An 18,540-nucleotide genomic window follows, 5' to 3' on the forward strand; every position below is an offset into this window, starting at 1 on the left:
GACACGGTCAGGTCTTGACCGCGCCGCTGGACAGGTCGGTGCGCCAGTACCGCTGCATGGTGAGGAACAACGCGACCAGCGGGATGATCGACAGCATCGCCCCGGTGAGGATCAGGTTGAACAGCGACGGCTGGTTCGCGCCCGCCGCCAGCAGCGTGTACAGGCCGACGGTGAGCGGGAACGCGCGGTCGTCGCCGAGCATGATGAACGGTAGCAGGAAGTTGTTCCAGATCGCTACGAACTGGAACAGGAAGATCGTCACCAGGCCCGGCACCATGAGCGGCAGCGCCACCCGGGAGAAGATCATCCAGTGCCCGGCGCCGTCGATGCGCGCCGCCTCCAGCAGCGAGTCCGGCACGGCCGCGCCGGTGTAGATGCGGGCCAGGTAGATGCCGTACGGGCTGAGGATCTGCGGCAGCAGCACCGACCAGTACGTGTCGGCCAGGCCCGCCCGCGACATCAGCAGGTACTGCGGGACGGCCAGCACCACGGCCGGCACCAGGATGCCGCCGATCAGCAGGTTGAAGGCGAGGTTCCGGCCGCGGAAGCGGTACTTGGCCAGCGCGTACCCGGCCATCGCCGACACCGCGGCCGACAGCGCCGCCCCGGCCCCGGCGTACAGGAACGTGTTGAGCAGCCACAGCAGGAACACGCCCTCGCGGTAGGCGAACAGGTCGGCGATGTTCGACCACAACCCTGTTCCGAGCCGCAGGGTGGCGGTGGAGAACAGCTCGCCCGGCGTCTTGGTGGCCGCGATCAGCACCCAGCTCACCGGGAACAGGCAGTAGAGCGCCCCGAGCAGCAGGATCCCGGTCGGTACGGCCCCGCGCAACGCGACGCCGGGGCCCCGCCGCACGTGCCGGGCGGCGGGACCGGCCGTCCGGGCCGGAAGCACACCGGTGGACATCTAGCCCTCCCCGAACGCGCGGTTCTTCACGACCCGCAGGAATCCGAACGACACCACCAGGGCGATCGCCGCGATCACGATCGAGGTCGCCGCCGCCGCGTAGATGTCGCCGACGACGAACGCGTCCCGGTACACCTTCATCAGCGGGCTCCACGTCGAGCTGATCGTGTTGGTCAGCGGGCGCAACGCGGTCGGCTCGGTGAACACCTGGATCGTCGCGATGATCGAGAACACCGTGGTCAGGATGATCGCCGGGGTGAGGATCGGGATCTTCACCCAGAGCGCGATCTGCAGCTCGCTCGCGCCGTCGATGCGGGCCGCCTCGTAGTACTCGCGCGGCACGGCCCGCAGGGTCGTGTAGAGCACGAGCATGTTGAAGCCGACGCCACCCCACACGGCCACGTTCGCCATCGAGTAGACGACGGTCCCCGCGCCGAGCAGGTTCGCCTCGCCGCCGAACGCCGACAGCACCCCCTGGAACGGGCTCAGGCTCGGCAGGTAGAGGAAGCCCCACAGCAGGGTGGCGGCCACGCCGGGGACCGCGTACGGCAGGAAGATGGCGATGCGGGAGAAGCGCGCGAGCCGCACGTGGGCGGTGTCGAGCATGAGCGCGAACAGCAGGGCGAGGCCCAGCATCACCGCCAGCACCATCGCGCCGTAGCCGAGCACGCGCAGCCAGCCCGCCCACAGCTCGGCGTCGCCGACCGCCGCGGCGTAGTTGTCGAGCCCGGCGAAGACCTCGCGCCGGGAGCCCCGGCCGAGGCCGAGGCCGCTGACCCGGGTGCGGCGCAGGCTGAGGTAGACCGTGTAGCCGATGGGCAGCGCCAGAAACAGCGCGAACAGCACCATCGCCGGGGCGAGGAACAGGTAGGGGGCGGCGCCCGCGCGGGCGGCGCGGGCGCCCTTCTTCGTCGTCACGGCGGCGTCACTGGGCCAGTTGGAAGCCGGACTTCTGCATGTCGGCGACCGTCGCGTCCTGCATGGCCTTGACCGCGTCGGCGAAGGTGGACTTGTTCTGCAGGGCCTTGTCGAAGGCGTTCTTGAACGCGTCGTAGGTCACCAGGACGTTCGGCCCGAAGGTGAAGCCGCGGGCGGTGGCGGCGATCCGGTTGGCCTGCTGCCAGAAGTCCTGCTGGCCGGAGAAGTAGGCCGGCGCCTCGGTGAGCACGCCCTGGCCCTTGGTGGACGCCGGGTAGATGGCGCCCTCCTTGACCAGCAGCGCCAGCGCCTCGGGGTCGGTGTTGAGCCAGGTGGCGAACTGCGCGGCCTGCGCCTGGTGTGTGGAGGCGGCGGCGACGGCGGTGGACGAGCCGCCCCAGAAGCCGCTGACGTTCTCCCCCGCGCTCCACTGCGGCAGCGGGGCGATCGCCCACTTGCCCTTGCCCTTGGGCGCGTTCGCCTCAAGTACGCCGGGGCCCCAGACGGCCGACGGCCAGGTCAGCAGCGTGCCGTCGTTGAGGGCCTTGTTCCATTCGGGGGTGAAGTAGGGCATGTCGTCGATGACGCCCTCCTTGACCAGCCCGCCCCAGTAGTCGGCGACCTTGACGGTGGCGGGGTCGTTGATGGCGACCTTCCACGACTCCCCGCTGATCGACCACCACTGCGCGCCCGCCTGCTGGGCGAGCCCGGCGAACGATCCGGGGTCCTTGCTGGAGAACGTGCCGAGGTAGACCTTGGGGTCCTTCTTGCGTACGGTCCGCGCCGCCTGGGCGTATTCGTCCCAGGTCTTGGGCACCGCGATGCCGTACTTGTCGAACAGGTCGGCCCGGTAGTAGAGCATCATCGGGCCGCTGTCCTGCGGGATGCCGTACACGGCGTCGGTGCCGAGGGTGACCAGATTCCACAGGCCCTCGCTGAACTCCGCCTTCGCCTGTCCCGCGTACTGCGACAGGTCGGCGACCGCGTCGGCCGCGACGAAGGACGGCAGGTGCTGGTACTCGGCCTGAACGAGGTCGGGCGGGTTCCCGGCCTTGGCCGCGGTGAGGAACTTGGCGGAGGCGTCGTCCCCGCCCGCCTGTTTGCTGACGGTGACCTGGATGTCGGGGTGGGCCTTGTTCCACACCGCGACGATCTTGTCCATGTTGGGGACCCAGGTCCAGTACGTCAGCTTGACCGGCCCGCTCGCGGCCGGGGCCGAGCTTGCGGCGGATTGGGGGGCCTGTTGGGGGGCCTCGGAGCCCGATCCGCCGCAGCCTGCGGCGAGGACGGCGGTGAGCAACGCCGCCGCCACGGCGGAGAAGCGCCTGGTGCGCATTCTTGCCTCCACGGGTGGGAGTCCGAACGGGGAGAGGGTAATGTCTGTGAACGTTCACAGAGTGGGGCGGCCGGAGATGGGCGTCAAGTGTTTGTTGCACTGTCGTTAACTTCCTGCTTCTGGCCGTGCAATCTTTTCAGGCATCGGTCCGTCGATTACTGTGCACGTTCACAGACCATCGACAGGGGGCATGCATGCGTCCGCGCTTTCCCGCGCTTCCCGGAGGCCTCGCGTACGGCGGCGACTACAACCCCGAGCAGTGGCCGCGCGAGGTGCACGAGGAGGACGTGCGCCTGATGCGCGAGGCCGGGGTCAACCTGGTCAGCGTCGGGATCTTCTCCTGGGTGCTGATGGAGCCCACGCCGGGCGCGTACGACTTCGGCTGGCTGGACGAGATCGTCGACCGGCTGCACGCGGCCGGCATCGCGGTGGACATGGGCACGCCGACGGCGACCCCGCCCGCGTGGTTCGCCCGCCGCCACCCCTCCTCGGTGCCGGTCACCCGCACCGGCATGCGCGTCGGCACCGGGTCGCGGCAGACCGCGTGCCCCAGCTCGCCGGAGTACCGGGACGCCACCGTCGCGCTCGCCCGCGCGCTCGGCGAGCACTACCGCGACCATCCCGCGGTGGTGATGTGGCACGTGCACAACGAGTACGGCGCGCCGCTCGGCGAGTGCTACTGCGACAACAGCGTGGCCGCCTTCCGCGAGTGGCTGATCCGGAAATATCGGGATCTGTCGGCGTTGAACGAGGCGTGGGGCACCACGTTCTGGGGCCAGCGCTACGGAGACTGGGCGGAGATCGACGCCCCCCGCGCCAGCCACACCACCGTCAACCCGGCCCAGCGCCTCGACTTCGCCCGCTTCACCTCCGACGAGCACCTGGCCTGCTTCCGCCTGCAGCGCGACGCGCTGCGCGCGGCCACGCCGGAGCTGCCGATCACCACCAACTTCATGGTCACCAACTGCGCGTCCATGGACTACTGGACGTGGGCGGCCGAGGTGGACGTGATCGCCAACGATCACTACCTGGAGGCCGAGCGCCCCGACAACCACATCGACCTGGCCATGTCCGCCGATTTGAGCCGCTCGCTCGGCGGCGGACGCCCCTGGATGCTGATGGAGCACTCGGTCGGCGCGGTCAACTGGCAGCCGCGCAACATCGCCAAACGCCCCGGCGAGATGCGCCGCAACAGCCTCGCGCACGTCGCCCGCGGCTCGGACTCGGTGCTGTTCTTCCAGTGGCGCGCCTCCCGCTTCGGCGCGGAGAAGTTCCACTCGGCGATGGTCCCGCACGGCGGCACCGACGCGCAGAGCTGGCGCGACGTGGTCGCCCTCGGGGCCGACCTGGCCCGGCTCGCCGGGGTGCGGGGGAGCGCGGTCGAGGCGCAGGTGGCGCTGGTGTGGGACTGGGAGTCGGCCTGGGCGCTCGATTTGGAGTGGCGTCCGTCGGTGGACCTGGTGTTCCGGGAGCGCATGGACGCCTTTTACGAGGCGTTGTGGCGCGAGCACGTCACCGTCGATTTCGTCCACCCCACTTCCGATATTTCGGGATATCGGCTGGTGGTGGCGCCGATGCTGTACCTGCTCACCGAGGCGGGGGCCAAGAACCTGCACCGGTACGTCGAGTCCGGCGGCCACCTGTTCGTCTCGTACTTCTCCGGCATCGTGGACCAGAACGACAGCGTGCACGCCGGGCCGTACCCGGGGGCGCTGCGCGAGGTCCTCGGCCTCACCATCGAGGAGTTCCACCCCCTGCGCAAGGACGAGACCGTGTCTCTCACGGGCGGGTCCCTCACCGTCGGGTCCCTCACCGGCGACTTCCCCACGGGCGGCTCCTTCGCCGACGGCGACCGCGGCCGGGTCTGGTCCGAGCGCGTACGGCTCGCGGGCGCCCGCGCGATCGGCCGCTTCGCGGACGGCCCCGACGCCGGCCACCCGGCCCTCACCCGCCACGACCTCGGCTCCGGCGTCGCCTGGTACCTCGCCACCGCCCCCGGCGACCTGCGCGCCCCCCTCACCGCCGCCCTCGACGCCGCGGGCGTCGCCCGTCCCCGCGATCTCCCCGACACCCTGGAGCGGGTACGGCGCGGCGACCACCTCTTCCTGATCAACCACGCCGACGCCCCGGTCACCGTGCCCGGCGTCACCGGCGTCGACGTCCTCACCGGCACGCCCTGCCGAGGCGAGGCGAACGTGCCGCCGGGCGGCGTGACGGTCGTCCTCCTCGCCGAGCCGGACGCTCGCTGAGCCCCGAGCGGCGAACCCCGTCACAACCCGGGCACCGGGCCGCGATCGGCGATGATCCGACCCCGGTGCCCGCACGCCGCGGTGTGCATGCCCGTCCCCTGGGTACGTGCCGCCTGGGGGACACCGGCCCGGTGTCCGCGACCGACTCGATGAACCGGGGGAACGGATGGCACGCTGCGAAGTCTGCGGCAACGACTACGACATGAGCTTCGAGGTGCACGCCCAAGGCCAGGTGCACGTCTTTGACAGCTTCGAATGCGCGATGCACCGGATGGCCCCGAACTGCGAGCACTGCGGCTGCCGCATCGTCGGCCACGGCGTCGAGGCCGACGGCCACTGGTACTGCTGCGCCCACTGCGCCCGCGAGGAGGGCGCCACCGCGATCGTCGACCGGGTCGAGACCCGCGTCTGAGCCGGGGCTTCGGCACACCCGGGGCCACGAGCATGCATCGTTGGCTTGCCATTTCCGGGGTGTTACCGACATTGTTGATAGTGCCGGTCCGACGGGTGAGGTCAGGTCACCCGCCGGACCGGTCCACCGTGCCCTGTACCCCCGTATCCCTCGCGTTCGCTTTTCCCGGTCTGCGCGTTCGGCACGAAGGACGGTCCGCTCGTGGGTGATTCCTCCGCGTCCCTTTGGGAGCGCTCCCATTTTCCCGGCGGACAACGGACGAACTCCGCGCCTATGGCGTCGGCCGTGTGGGCATCGGCTCGCCGTACGGGCCGCACCGCGCGGGCGGCGGCGTGACGACTGCCGCCGATTCGGTGATCCGCGGCGCCACACGCCGGTGCGCGGGAACCCCCTCCCGTGGCCCGCCCGAACCCGCCCTCCCCATCCCACGACCCCATGAACACCGTCGCGAGGAGCGCTGAGTGATCACTTTCCCCGAAGGCTTCCTGTGGGGGGCCGCCACCGCGTCGTACCAGATCGAGGGCGCCGCCAGCGAGGACGGCCGGGTGCCGTCCATCTGGGACACCTTCTCCCACACTCCAGGAAAGGTGCGTGACGGGCACACCGGCGACGTGGCCTGCGACCACTACCACCGGTACGCCGAGGACGTGCAGATCATGGCCGACCTGGGGCTCAAGGCCTACCGGTTCTCCATCGCCTGGCCGCGCTTCGGCACCCCCGGCTTCGACTTCTACGACCGGTTGGTGGACGCCCTGCTCGAGGCCGGCATCGCCCCCGTGGCCACCCTCTACCACTGGGACCTGCCGCAATCGCTGCAGGACGCGGGCGGCTGGACCAACCGGGACACCGCGTACCGGTTCGCCGAGTACGCCGCCGGGGCGCACGCCCGGCTGGGCGACCGGATCGCCACCTGGACCACGCTGAACGAGCCGTGGGTGTCGGCGTTCGTCGGCTACGGTTCGGGACGGCACGCGCCCGGCGTACGCGACCACGCCGCCGCCTTCACCGCCGCCCACCACCTCATGCTCGCCCACGGCCTGGCCGTCTCCGCGCTGCGCGCCGCCGGGGCCGGGTCGATCTCGATCACGCTCAACCTCGCGCCGATGCTCGGCGACCCGGAGCCCGCCCGCCTCATGGACGGCCTCGCCAACCGGATCTTCCTGGATCCGCTGCTGCGCGGCGCGTACCCCGACGACGTGCTCGCCCACCTGCGCCGCTTCACCGACGTGAACCTCGACGACCTCCCGACGATCAACCAGCCGATCGACGTGCTGGGCGTGAACTACTACTCGCCCAAACACGTCCGGGCCGAGCCCGGCGCGCCCGGCGACGCCGAGCACCCCGGCACCGAGGGCATCGCGATCGTGCCGCCCGAGGGCCCGGTGACCGAGATGGGCTGGGGCGTGCACCCCGAATGCCTGGAGTCCCTCCTGGTACGGCTCTCGCGCGAATACCCCGGCACCCCGCTGATGATCACCGAGAACGGCGCGGCCTACGACGACAAGGTGGACGAGGACGGCCGGGTGCGCGACGCCGACCGCGTCGCCTTCCTCGACGGCCACGTCCGCGCCGCGCACGCCGCGATCGGCCAGGGTGCGGACCTGCGCGGCTACTTCGTCTGGTCCCTGTTGGACAACTTCGAGTGGGCCCACGGCTACCACAAGCGCTTCGGCCTGGTCCGCGTCGACTACGACACCCAGCGCCGCATCCTCAAGGACAGCGCCCACTGGTACCGCGACCTGATCGCGGCGAACGGGCTGTAGCGGCTCCCCGGCGTCCGCCCCGCCGTCGCCGGTCCGGTCCAATCCGGTTCACGGCGGGAGCGGGCCGCCCGTCCGCACGGACGCGGCCGTTTCGCGTGCGGTCCTCCGCCCGGAACGGCCCGAAGGCCGTCAGCACGTCGGCGCCTCGTCGAGCGCCGAGGCGACGGTGACGCACGCCTCCGCGCCGGACCCGGCGTCGTGGCCCAGGCAGTGGGCCACGACGCGCTTCATCATGTCGCGCAGCGCCTCCTGCTCGGCCGGCTCCAAGGCGCTGAGCAGGCGCCGCTCCATGCCCGCGATCGCCTGGTTCACCTCGGCGAGCCGTTCGAGCCCCTTGTCGGTGGCGACGATGAGCCGGTTGCGCCGGTCGAGCGGGTCGGGACGGCGTTCGACGAGGCCCTGTTTCACCAGGTCGTCGATGAGGTAGACCATCACGGTCCGGTCGCACCCGAGCTGACGTGACATCTCGATCTGGTTGCGCGCGGTCTGGTGCGCGGCGGCGGAAAGCGCCAGGTAGCCGCGGTGACCCCCCGGGACGTCGGCGACGATGTCCTTCACCGCCGAGACGTGCGCATGGAACAGCTGGCCGAGCAGCCAGCCGAAGTCGGACTCCAGCCCCGGTGGCAGCCCATTAGCCGTTGCATTGCTCACCCCCTAATCGTACCCCGTCGTACGGATGATCGGGTTGACAAACGACTTCGATAGCAGACAGTCTTGCTAGCAGACGATTTGTTCGTCTTGAGCAATTCGTACCATGGAGGACTCTCATGCCTCGCCTGCTGCACATCGACGCGTCCGTCCGCCCCGAGGAGTCGGTCTCCCGTGCCGTCGCCGCCTCCTTCCGCGAGGCGTGGACGGGCGAGGTCGTCCACCGGGATCTCGCCGCGCGCCCCGTTCCGCACCTGACCCGAGACGGCGTCAGCGCGCGTGGCGTCGATCCCGCGGAGCACAGCGCGGAGCAGGCCGTGGCCGCGTTCCTGCAGGAGGAACTGATCGGCGAACTGCTGTCGGCCGACGCCTACCTGTTCGCGGTCCCGATGTACAACTACTCGATCCCGTCCGCCTTCAAGGCGTGGATCGACCAGATCCTCATCCCCGGCCGCACGCAGGGCGGCACCCCCGAGGAAAGCCCTCTGCACGGCCGCCCGGCCACCCTGATCGCCGTGCGCGGCGGCTCCTACGCGCCCGGCACCCCGCGCGAGGGCTGGGACTTCGCCGAGCCGTACCTGCGCACCGTCCTCGCCGACTGCCTCGGCCTCGACCTGCACGTCATCATCGTCGAGATGACCCTCGCCGAGACGGTCCCGGCCCTGGCCGACTTCCGCGACCACCGGCGCCGCTCCATCGAGCAGGCCCACGCGGCCGCCGCCGAGCGCGCCCGCGGTCTCGTCCTCCAACACGCCTGACCGTCCGAGGCGGAAGGGGACAGGCCACGCGGCCTCAGCCGGTGGTGCCTTCCCGCCGCCCGGCCACCAGTTTGTCGCCTTTCTCCGTTGCTGCGGGGGCCTCGCTCGGGCTCGCGGTGGTGGTGTCGGAGCCGGTGTCGGTACGGCGTTGCCGGGGCTTGCGGGCCTTCGGCGCGCTCTCGGCGGCGGCGGAGGAGGCCGCGCCGCCACCGCCGTCGGCGGGGGCGGATGCTGCGGCGGGCTCGGCGGGGGCGCTCTTCTCCTCGGCATCACGCCGCCGCGCCGTGGCCTTGAGCCCCGCAGCAGACCCCGAGGCGCTGCCGGGAGCGGTCGCCGGGTCGGTACCGGACGCGGCGGCGGACCCGGGCGAGTGGGCTCCCGGTGCGCCCTGCGACCGGCGCGGCTCGCGAAGGGCGGCGAGCATCGCGTCCGCCTCCGCGTCGGGGTCCAGTTCGGGGGCGTCGTAGGTCTCCCTGCGCTTGATGACCACCATGTGGTCGACCGACACGCGGCCCGCCCCGACGACGGCGAGCAGGATCGTCGCCGCGCCCAGCGCGACGATCAGATTGGTGTCACCGCCTGTGAGCGGCCGCCCCTGCTCGCCGCTCGCCACGACGAAGACCGCCAGCGCCTCGACGAACAGCAGGATCCCGCAGACCGGCACGGCGAAGCCGGCGATCAGCATCGCCCCTCCGAGCAGTTCGATCAGCATCGACAGGGCGGCCCACACGTTGGGCAGCGGCGCTCCCTGCTGGGCGAACTGCTCGGTGGTGGCGTTGAGCCCCGCCTCCAGCTTGTCCCAGCCGTTGGCGAAGAAGATCCCGCCGACCCCGATTCGCGCCCCGAGGGTGGCGACATCGGTGAGTATTCGTCGCACGTTTCCCCATTCTGATTCCGTCGGCCTGGATTGCCCAGTCATCTGCCCCGGGCAGGGCCGCGAATACCTGTAAGCGGGCGTGCCCGCGTCATCGTCACCCGGCCGTCACCGGCGGGCCGCTCACCGTGCGCCCGTCGCGCGGCGGCCGTCGATTCCGGTCACCTGGCACCGGGCCGTCCACGCAGGGGATGAGGCCCGGTGATGAAGGCCATTGTGCTGGGCCGAAGGCGGCGAGCGTGGATGGTTTTATGTTGTCCCTGGTTATTCGTCCGTATCCGTACGCGGGCGGCCACGGGCGGCCCAACGGGTCGCGCGGAGACGCGCGGCGGCGCGGGCCCTCGGCACGGCGGCCCTGCCGGGAAGCCGCAAAGGCGACAATCCACGCACTGACCTCGGAATTCGCATCGGGAAAGGTCCCTAGAGAGATAGAGGTGTGTACCCCCGCCTAGGCAAAAGGTGATCTCTAACCGAGCATGGCGGTCGTGGGGAGCGATGACGAGGGGTCGGATCCGCCGGGAGAACACTCTTTCGTACCGCCCCCGCGCGACCGCACCGATCCGCGGGCCTGGTGCGCGGTGGCCGCCGCACGCCTCGCGCGGGACCAGCCCGAGGCGGCCCTCGACGCCGCCCGCCAGGCGATGGGCCTCGATCCCGGCGGCGACTGGAGCCACCGCCTGGCCAGCCTCGCCCTCGAACGCCTCGGCCGCGATTCCGAGGCGGTCGCCGCGGCCCAGGACGCCGTCCGGCTCGCACCCGGCTCCTGGGCCGCGCGACTGCGGCTCGCCGCCTCGCTGCGCCGTACCCCCCAGGGCTGGCGGGACGCGTGGATCCAGGCCGGGCACGCGGCCCGCTTCGCCCCCGAGCGGCCGGGTCCGCACGTGCTCATCGGAGACCTGAGCCTGCTCAGGGGCGACCACGAGCAGGCGGCACGGGCCTACCGTACGGCGCTGCGCCGCGACCCCGGCCACGCCGCCGCCCACGTCAACCTCGGCCTCACCCTGCTGCGCTGGGAGCGGCCGCGCAACCACCACGATCCGGCCTGGCCGATCGACCCCCGCGAGACCGGCCGGACCCGCCAGGCCCTGGCGTCCTGGTCGCGGCAGGTCCGGCTGCTGCTGGCGATCGCGGTCGGCGGCGTCACGCTGCTGGCCGTCGCGACCGGCCTGCGCCAGGAGGCCCGGCTGGCGGGCGCGGCGCTGCTGCTGCCGGTGGTGGCGCTGACCGTCCGCCAGGCCCGGCGCGTGACCGCGTGGCCGTACCTGCCCGCGATGCTGGGACGGGACCTGTGGCTGAGCATGTCGGTGTCGGTCACCGTCATGCTCGTCCTCGCCTACCCGGCCGCGATCGCCGTCGGCGGCGAGTTCGACGGCGTGCTGTGGGCGGCGCTGCTCGGCCTGGCGCTGTTCAACGGCGTCGCCATGGCCGTCCTGCGCGTCCTGGTGGAGACGTGGCGCGGCCGCCCGGTGGCCGCGCTGTCCGAGTTCGCCGCCGCGTCCGGGGTACGGGCCGCCCGCCGCGGCGCCGGCGTCACCCTCTGGGCCGTCACCGGCCGCCTGTGGTCCCTCGCGCTCCTGCCCGTGGCGGCCACGGCCGTGACCGGCGACCCCCGCGCCGGACTCGCCGCCCTCCTCGTCCTCGCCGCCCTCGCCTACGTCCGCGCCCGCTGCGGCCCGTACGGCCGGGCGGTCGCCGCGGCCGACCGCGCCCTGATGATCGCCCTGGCCGCGATCCTCCTCGCCGCCGCCTTCTCGGCCCTCGCGGGCGTCGTGGCCCTGTTCGGCGCGCCCGGCCCGGACGCCTCCGGTCTCGCCGCCGATGTGGCGCGGGCGGCGTCCTGGCCGGCGGCCGGAGCGCTGGCGGTCGCCGCGCTGGCCTTCACCGCGCGCGTCGCCGCGGCCTGGTGGCGCGGCGCCCCGGGCGCCACCCGGGCGTCGCTGACCCTCTACGAGCCGGGCGGCCGGCACGTCCCCGAGGACGCCGGGCCCTCACCCGAACTGGACGAGCGGGTACGGCGCGCGTTCACCTTCTCCCGGGGGGTGGTCCTGGCGTACGCCGACGAGGGCGGCCCGCGCGCCCTCGCCGTCGGCGCGATCACCTCGGTGGCCGCCTCCGGCGAACTGAGCCTGATCGTCGCCGACGAGGCCTGGGAGGCCGCCGACCGCGATCCGAGGGTCGCCGTCTTCGTCGCCGACCCGGTGAACCGCCGCTTCTGGGCCGAGGTACGCGGCGTCGCCCTCGGCGACTTCGACGACGACGTCCTCCGCGTCACCCCAAAACAGGTGATCGTCGGCGAGTACCCCGGCCGCCACCAGGCCCGCGCCGCCACCCGCCGCTGACCCCGGCGACCCTTTGCGCACCCCGGTGAGCCCTGACGAACCCGGCGCACCTCAGCGGACTCGGCGAACCCTAGTGGACCGGGCGAACCCCGGCGAACCCCCGGTGGACCTCGGCGAGCTCGGGTGAATCCCCGGCGATCCGGTGCGGGCGCGTCCGTCGCGCATTCGCCGGGCCCTCCGCCTACGCCGTCGCGTCGTTCCGCCCTCATCCGCGCCTATCGCCGCCCATCGTCGGCACACGGTGACCGGCATATGTCGTCGCCGATATCCCCGCCGCGAGGAGACGACGTCCCCCGCCATTCATGCGCGTTTACCAGGGCCGTTTCCGATACGACCTCGCGTATGACCGGCATCCGGCCGGTATCGCGTTCCCCTCGCGCCCGCCGATATCCCCAACACGTTCGGCGCGGGACGCCTAGGAACCGGGCGGTTGCGGTATAACCGGGGAACGACCGGGGAGGCGTGATGCGGGACTCCGACAGGACCCGGCCGGCGGGGCGAGCCATGGCACGGAACCTGTTCGAGCAGGTTCGGTTCCATTATTTTAGGATTTCGCCTTTCGCCAGGCGGGCGATCCACGTGGGGGTGCTGGTCGTGGCGCTCGGCCTGGGCATCGTCCTCGGCTGGTCGTTGCTCAGCACCCTCCTGTACACCGTGCTGCTGCTGTCGTTCGCCGCGCTGGCGATGCGGTTCCCGCGCGGCGCGGCGACCGTGCTGGTGGTGTTCGGCTGGATGCTGCTGGTGCTCGCGCTGGTGGGGCCGCTGAACCAGCCCCCGACGCTGCTGACGTTGCTGTTCCTCGGCGCGGCGGCGGGCGGGCTGGCCCATCTGATCCGCTGGGTGCCGCCGTGGGCGACCACGCTGCTCGCCCTGCTCCCCGGCGCGATCCTCACGGCCGCCGCGGGGTTCGAGCTGCTGCCCGCCGTGGTGGCCCTGTGGGGCTCGTACGGCATGGCCGCCATCGCCTTAGCGTACAGGTTCACCAAGGCGCGCGAGGTGCGCGCGGTGATGGCGGCCCAGCAGCACCAGCCGATCCGGGCGCGCGGCCGGGACCAGGCCCCGCAGCGCCCCCCGGGCCCCAGCGGCCCGCACGAGCCCGCCGCGCCGCCGCCGATCTCCGTCGAGGAGGCACTCGCCGAGTTGGAGGGCATGATCGGCCTGGCGCCGGTCAAGGAGCAGGTCCGCTCGATCGCCGCCTCGATCGAGGCGTCCCGGCTGCGCGCCGAGGCCGGCTACACCACCGAGCCGCCGATGCGGCACTTCGTCTTCGTCGGCCCGCCCGGCACCGGCAAGACGTCGGTGGCGCGCACCCTCGCCAAGATCTTCTACGCGTTCGGGCTGCTGGAGACCCCGTACGTGGTCGAGGCCCAGCGCGCCGACCTGGTCGGCGAGTTCCTCGGCGCCACCGCGATCAAGACCAACGAGCTGATCAACCGGGCGCTCGGCGGCGTGCTGTTCATCGACGAGGCGTACGCGCTGATCAACTCCGGGGACGGGCAGCCCGACCGGTTCGGCGCGGAGGCGGTGCAGACGCTGCTCAAGCGCGCCGAGGACGACCGTGAGCGGCTGATCATCATCCTGGCCGGCTACGAGAAGGAGATGTCGTCCTTCCTCGCCTCCAACCCCGGCCTGTCGTCCCGCTTCTCCACCCGGGTGCGCTTCCCCACGTACTCGCCCGAGGAACTGCTGAGCATCACCGAGGTCGTGCAGGCCAGGCGCGGCGACACGCTGGCCCCCGACGCCCGCCCGCTGCTGCTGGCCCGCTACGAGGACGTGCACCGGCGCGGCATCGTGGACGAGCTCGGCAACGCCCGCTTCGTCCGCTCCCTGGTCGAGGCCGCGGCCCAGGCCCGCGACGTGCGGGTGGTCAGCGCGGGCGGCACCCCCACCCGCGAGGACCTGGTGACGACCACGGCCGCCGACGTCGCCAAGGCATTCGAGGAGATCACCGCGCGGTTCCGCGGCTACCAGGAGACCCCCTCGCTGGAGGAGGCGCTCGCCGACCTGGACCGCATGGCGGGCCTGGAGCCGGTCAAACGGCAGGTGCGCGCGATCACCGCCCAGCTCCGCGTGGCCCGCATGCGCGAGGAGCAGGGCCTGCCCGTGCAGACCCAGATGCGGCATTTCGTGTTCGCCGGCCCGCCGGGCACCGGCAAGACCACCGTCGCCCGCATCGTCGGCCGCATCTTCGCCGCGCTCGGCCTGCTGGCCCGGCCCGACGTGGTCGAGGCCCAGCGCGCCGACCTGGTCGGGCAGCACCTCGGCGCCACCGCGATCAAGACCAACGAGCTGGTGGACCGTGCGCTCGGCGGCGTGCTGTTCATCGACGAGGCCTACAGCCTGATCAACAGCGGGTACACCGGGGGCGACGCGTTCGGCGCCGAGGCCGTCCAGACGCTGCTCAAGCGCGCTGAGGACGACCGCGACCGCCTGGTCATCATCCTGGCCGGCTACGAGCGCGAGATGGACCGCTTCCTCGCCACCAACCCCGGCCTCGCCTCCCGCTTCAACCAGCGCATCGCGTTCCCCTCCTACTCCCCGGCCGAACTCGCCCGCATCGCCGAGCTCCTCGCCGAACGCTCCGGCGACCGCTTCGACGAGCAGGCCCGCCAGGACCTCGCCGAGGTCTTCGCCTGGGTCTGCGCCGAGGGCCTCATCGACGGCCTCGGCAACGGCCGCTTCGCCCGTTCCCTGTTCGAACGCGCCGCCCTCCGCCGCGACGTCCGCCTCGCCGCAGGCGAGGGCACCGCCACCCCGGCCGAGCTCACCACGATCACCAGCGAGGACGTACGGGCGGCCGTGGAGGAGCTGGCCGGACGCTGAGCCTTATCGGGTTGGGTCACCGGGTCGGCTCATTGGGTTGGGTCATCGGGACGGGCGCGGGAAAGGCGGCGGTGGCGGGGCTCGGTGCCCCACCGCCGGAGGGCGGCGGGACGGGCCGGGGAGCGGAGGCGGGTCCGTCAGGGAGTGGATGAGGGCGGCGGCGAGGGCGGTGCGCTCGATCATGCCCTCGACGCTGATGTGCTCACGACGGGAGTGCGCGCCGTCGCCGACCGCGCCGAACCCGTCCAGGACGGGGGTGCCCGTGGCGGCGGCGAAGTTGCCGTCGCTCGCGCCGCCCACTGAGCACTCGCGCAGATCGACGCCCATCTGGGCGGCGAGGTCGCGGGCGAGGGCGAACAGGCGGGCCGTCGCCGGGCCGCGCTCCATGACCGGGCGGTTCCAGCCGCCGGTGACGCGCAGGGCCACACGGGAGTTGTGCGGGCGCAGCGCGGCCAGGGCGGCGTCGACGCGGGCGGCCTCCTGCGAGGTGCTCACCCGGATGTCCACCACCGCCCGCGCCGAGCCGGCGACCACGTTCGCGCGGGTGCCGCCCGTCACGGTCCCGACGTTGACGCTGGTCCCGGCGGGCAGGTCGGTGAGCCGGTGCAGGGCGAGGACCGCTCGGGCCAATTCGTCCACGGCGCTCGCGCCCTTCTCCGGATCGAGGCCGGAGTGCGCCTCCACGCCCGTGAACTCCAGGCCGAACACGCCGACGCCCTTGCGCTCGGTCTTCAGCGCGCCGTTCGCGCTCGCCTCGAAGACCAGCGCGCACGAGGCCGACCGCGCCTCACGTTCGATCACCGGCCGGGAGAACGGGCTGCCCAGCTCCTCGTCGCCGTTGAGCAGCAGCCGTACCGGGGGCCGGGCGAGCCCGGTGGCGTCCAGGGCCCGCAGCGCCCACACCGCCTGCACCAGCCCCGCCTTCATGTCGAACACGCCCGGCCCGGTGGCGAGGTCCCCGTCCACGCGGAAGGGCCAGCCCGCCAGCGTCCCGGCCGGCCAGACCGTGTCGTAGTGGCACATCAGCAGCACCGGCCGGGCCGTACCCGGGTCATCGCCCGGACCATCGCCTGAACCACCGCCCGGACCTGCGCCCGGACCGCGCTCCGCGTAGTCGTTGAGGCGGACGTCGCCGTGGTCGCCGCCCGCCACCGTACGGCTGGCCGAAGGGGCGCCGAGGCGCGCACGGAGGAAGCCGTCGAGCCAGTCGAGGCCCGCCTCGAGCAGGCCGCGGTCGGTGGAGGGCGTCTCGATGCCGACGAAGGTGGCCAGATCGTCGAGCATCTCGGCGCGATGGCCGCTCACCCAGGAGCGCAGTTCCGGCACGTTCACCGCGCGTCCTCCACTTCCCGCGGGCGGTTCATCTCGGCAGGGCTATGCGAGTGATATACGGCGTTACAGGGTGATACAAGGTAATACAGGGTGATAAAGGTCATGCGATGGTGGATGTGGATGGAGCCGATCGCCCTCGCCCCGGCCGCCTGCCTCGGCGAAGGCGGCGCACTGAGATGATCCCCATCGTGACCCGGAGTCAACCAGGCGGCCCCAAGTAACGACACATCAGGCCGTGCCCCCGAAGGACACGCGGGAACGAAGCGACACATCCCCCGGATCCGGACTCTTGGTGGTCAGTCAATGACAGTGTGTAGCAGGATTGGAGTCTGTCCACCTGTCGAGAAAGGCTCACAGTCCTATGCACGCGCAGATATTCGCCCGACCGGGCCGGGCCGGTCGGCGCTCGGGGGCCCGCCCGGCGTCCCGGGCGTTCCTGGTGGCCCTCACCCTCGCCGCGACGGCCCTGACGGGCTGTGGAGCCGGGAGCGGCGGCGAGGAGACCGCGGAGTCCGGCTCGACGGACGGTCTGACGGCCTACGACATCAACCCCACCTCCCGCGACAAGGTCCGGGAGGGCGGCACCCTGCGGTGGGGGCTGAGCGAGTTCCCGACCCAGTGGAACCAGAACCATGTGGACGGGCACCTCTCCATGGTGGAGAAGGTGATCAGCGCGCTGATGCCGCGGCCGTTCGTGTCCGACCAGCGCGGCGAGGTCACCCACAACCCCGACTACGTGACCGACGCCGAGGTCACCGAGACCAACCCGCGGCAGGTCGTCACGCTGACCCTCAACCCCAAGGCCAGGTGGTCCGACGGCAGGCCCATCACCTGGCACGACTACCAGGCCCAGTGGCAGGCGATGAACGGCAGGAACACCAACTACCGCGCCGCATCGACCGCCGGCTACGCCGACATCGCGAAAATCGAGCGCGGGAAGGACGACCATGAGGTGGTCATCACCTTCGCCGCGCCGTTCGGCGACTGGCGTTCGCTGTTCACCCCGCTGTACCCCAGCTCGACCAACACCAGCCCCGACGCCTTCAACAACGGCTGGCTGAACGCGATCCCGGTGACGGCCGGGCCGTTCAAGTTCGCCAGGTTCGACCGCGCCGCCAAGTCGGTCACGATCGTGCGCGACAACGCCTGGTGGGGCGATGAGGCCCGGCTCGACCAGATCGTCTACCGGGGGCTCGATGGCCGCCGGCTGGTCAGCGCCTTCGTCGCCGGCGAACTCGACGTGGCCGACATCGGCCCGGCGGTCGCCGACCACCAGCGCGTGAAGACCGCCACGGGCGTGGTCGTGCGCCAGGCGGCCGGCCCCGACTACCGTCAGCTCACCCTGAACGGCGAGAGCCCGGCGCTGTCCGACGCGCGGGTGCGCCGGGCCCTCGCGGTGGGCATCAACCGCCAGGCGCTCGCCCAGTTCGACCTGCAGGGCCTGGACTATCCGACGACGGTGCTCAACAACCACTTCTTCATGAACACCCAGATCGGCTACCGCGACGGCGCGGGCGATCTCGGCGGCTACGACCCGGCCAAGGCCGAGAGGCTGCTGGACCAGGCGGGCTGGGTCAAGAAGGGCGACGTCCGCGTCAAGGACGGCAAGGAGCTCAAGCTCCGCTTCGTGATCCCCGCGGGACTGCAACTCGCCAAGTCCGAAGGCCAGCTGACCCAGCGAATGCTCCAGCAGATCGGTGTCAAGGTGACGATCCAGACGGTGCCGAGCGACGAGTTCTTCACCGACTACATCATCCCCGGCAAATTCGACCTGGCGCCGTTCTCCTATGTCGGCAGCCCGTTCCCGGTGACCAGCGGTTTCGGCCAGTACGCCAACGCCGCCGGCGGCGACAAGCAGTGGAACGCCAACCTCGGCCGCATCGGCAGCGAGGAGATCGACGCCGCCATGCGCAAGGCGACGAGCGCCCTCGACCCCGCCGACGCCCGCGCCCACGCCAACGCCGCCGACCGACTGATCTGGCAGGCCGTCAACGTGCTGCCGCTCTACCAGCGCCCACAAAGCGTGGCCGCCCGCACCACCCTCGCCAACATCGGCGCCCGCGGCTTCTACGACCTGCGCTACCAGGACATCGGTTTCACGGAGTGACCGTCGCGGTGACCGTCAGGGCGATCGTCGGAGTGACCGACGGCCGGGCGGGGAGCGTGCCCAGCGTGGCCTGC

The 18,540-nt window shown here is 72.0% G+C and carries 13 protein-coding genes; 7 read left to right on the forward strand and 6 right to left on the reverse strand.

Translation table 11 applies throughout. The features are described from left to right. Nucleotides 1-7 precede the first annotated feature (7 nt). From AB0K60_RS00790 to AB0K60_RS00800, 3 genes are read right to left on the reverse strand one after another with little or no spacing between them, the layout of a single operon-like run. On the reverse strand, nt 8-907 hold the full coding sequence (locus AB0K60_RS00790) for a carbohydrate ABC transporter permease (RefSeq protein ID WP_364046976.1): 900 nt from the start codon (nt 905-907) through the stop codon (nt 8-10). Next, entirely contained in the window at nt 908-1,825 is a 918-nt protein-coding gene (locus AB0K60_RS00795; protein WP_364046979.1) for a sugar ABC transporter permease, read from the reverse strand. Between the two features lie 7 nt (nt 1,826-1,832). After that, nucleotides 1,833-3,161 (reverse strand): sugar ABC transporter substrate-binding protein, encoded by a 1,329-nt coding sequence (locus AB0K60_RS00800; protein ID WP_364046982.1) that lies wholly within the window; start codon nt 3,159-3,161, stop codon nt 1,833-1,835. 194 nt (nt 3,162-3,355) lie between these two features. Between AB0K60_RS00800 and AB0K60_RS00805 the strand changes: the two genes are divergently transcribed. The 3 genes from AB0K60_RS00805 (at nt 3,356) to AB0K60_RS00815 (ending at nt 7,585) form a co-directional block, all read left to right on the forward strand. Beyond that, entirely contained in the window at nt 3,356-5,410 is a 2,055-nt protein-coding gene (locus AB0K60_RS00805; protein WP_364046985.1) for a beta-galactosidase, read from the forward strand. A 166-nt stretch (nt 5,411-5,576) separates the two neighbouring features. Then, entirely contained in the window at nt 5,577-5,822 is a 246-nt protein-coding gene (locus AB0K60_RS00810) for a hypothetical protein (RefSeq protein ID WP_364046988.1), read from the forward strand. Between the two features lie 461 nt (nt 5,823-6,283). Next, the gene (locus AB0K60_RS00815) at nt 6,284-7,585 is read left to right on the forward strand and encodes a GH1 family beta-glucosidase (protein ID WP_364046991.1); all 1,302 of its coding nucleotides are present in this window, start codon (nt 6,284-6,286) and stop codon (nt 7,583-7,585) included. A 129-nt stretch (nt 7,586-7,714) separates the two neighbouring features. On the opposite strand, the gene AB0K60_RS00820 is transcribed toward AB0K60_RS00815, so the two are convergent. Continuing rightward, nucleotides 7,715-8,236, reverse strand: coding sequence for a MarR family winged helix-turn-helix transcriptional regulator (locus AB0K60_RS00820; protein ID WP_364046993.1), 522 nt, complete (start codon nt 8,234-8,236; stop codon nt 7,715-7,717). A 116-nt stretch (nt 8,237-8,352) separates the two neighbouring features. On the opposite strand from AB0K60_RS00820, the gene AB0K60_RS00825 reads away from it, so the two are divergent. After that, entirely contained in the window at nt 8,353-8,991 is a 639-nt protein-coding gene (locus tag AB0K60_RS00825; protein ID WP_364046996.1) for an NAD(P)H-dependent oxidoreductase, read from the forward strand. A 34-nt stretch (nt 8,992-9,025) separates the two neighbouring features. On the opposite strand, the gene AB0K60_RS00830 is transcribed toward AB0K60_RS00825, so the two are convergent. Next, nucleotides 9,026-9,868, reverse strand: a complete 843-nt coding sequence (locus AB0K60_RS00830) for a DoxX family membrane protein (RefSeq protein ID WP_364046999.1) — start codon at nt 9,866-9,868, stop codon at nt 9,026-9,028. A 473-nt stretch (nt 9,869-10,341) separates the two neighbouring features. Between AB0K60_RS00830 and AB0K60_RS00835 the strand changes: the two genes are divergently transcribed. Together AB0K60_RS00835 and AB0K60_RS00840 are read left to right on the forward strand one after the other, a co-directional pair. Then, the gene (locus tag AB0K60_RS00835) at nt 10,342-12,204 is read left to right on the forward strand and encodes a hypothetical protein (RefSeq protein WP_364047002.1); all 1,863 of its coding nucleotides are present in this window, start codon (nt 10,342-10,344) and stop codon (nt 12,202-12,204) included. Between the two features lie 465 nt (nt 12,205-12,669). Beyond that, nucleotides 12,670-15,027 carry an AAA family ATPase gene (locus tag AB0K60_RS00840; RefSeq protein ID WP_364047005.1) on the forward strand — a complete coding sequence of 786 codons (2,358 nt, stop codon included), beginning with the start codon at nt 12,670-12,672 and terminating at the stop codon, nt 15,025-15,027. Between the two features lie 42 nt (nt 15,028-15,069). Here AB0K60_RS00840 and AB0K60_RS00845 read toward each other — a convergent pair whose 3' ends face one another. Continuing rightward, nucleotides 15,070-16,359, reverse strand: a complete 1,290-nt coding sequence (locus AB0K60_RS00845) for a M20 family metallopeptidase (protein ID WP_364047008.1) — start codon at nt 16,357-16,359, stop codon at nt 15,070-15,072. 361 nt (nt 16,360-16,720) lie between these two features. Between AB0K60_RS00845 and AB0K60_RS00850 the strand changes: the two genes are divergently transcribed. Then, nucleotides 16,721-18,466: an ABC transporter family substrate-binding protein gene (locus tag AB0K60_RS00850; RefSeq protein ID WP_364047011.1), complete on the forward strand. Its 1,746-nt coding sequence runs from the start codon at nt 16,721-16,723 to the stop codon at nt 18,464-18,466. Nucleotides 18,467-18,540: the final 74 nt, after the last annotated feature.

This window comes from Thermopolyspora sp. NPDC052614 (assembly GCF_040678635.1).
GTDB lineage: Bacteria > Actinomycetota > Actinomycetes > Streptosporangiales > Streptosporangiaceae > Thermopolyspora.

What these genes read in the sequence shown, in the direction of transcription:
- AB0K60_RS00790 (WP_364046976.1), bottom strand. Translation starts at nt 907, where the DNA reads ATGTCCACCGGTGTGCTTCCGGCCCGGACGGCCGGTCCCGCCGCCCGG.
- AB0K60_RS00800 (WP_364046982.1), bottom strand. Translation starts at nt 3,161, where the DNA reads ATGCGCACCAGGCGCTTCTCCGCCGTGGCGGCGGCGTTGCTCACCGCC.
- AB0K60_RS00805 (WP_364046985.1), top strand. Translation starts at nt 3,356, where the DNA reads ATGCGTCCGCGCTTTCCCGCGCTTCCCGGAGGCCTCGCGTACGGCGGC.
- AB0K60_RS00810 (WP_364046988.1), top strand. Translation starts at nt 5,577, where the DNA reads ATGGCACGCTGCGAAGTCTGCGGCAACGACTACGACATGAGCTTCGAG.
- AB0K60_RS00825 (WP_364046996.1), top strand. Translation starts at nt 8,353, where the DNA reads ATGCCTCGCCTGCTGCACATCGACGCGTCCGTCCGCCCCGAGGAGTCG.
- AB0K60_RS00835 (WP_364047002.1), top strand. Translation starts at nt 10,342, where the DNA reads ATGGCGGTCGTGGGGAGCGATGACGAGGGGTCGGATCCGCCGGGAGAA.
- AB0K60_RS00840 (WP_364047005.1), top strand. Translation starts at nt 12,670, where the DNA reads ATGCGGGACTCCGACAGGACCCGGCCGGCGGGGCGAGCCATGGCACGG.
- AB0K60_RS00850 (WP_364047011.1), top strand. Translation starts at nt 16,721, where the DNA reads ATGCACGCGCAGATATTCGCCCGACCGGGCCGGGCCGGTCGGCGCTCG.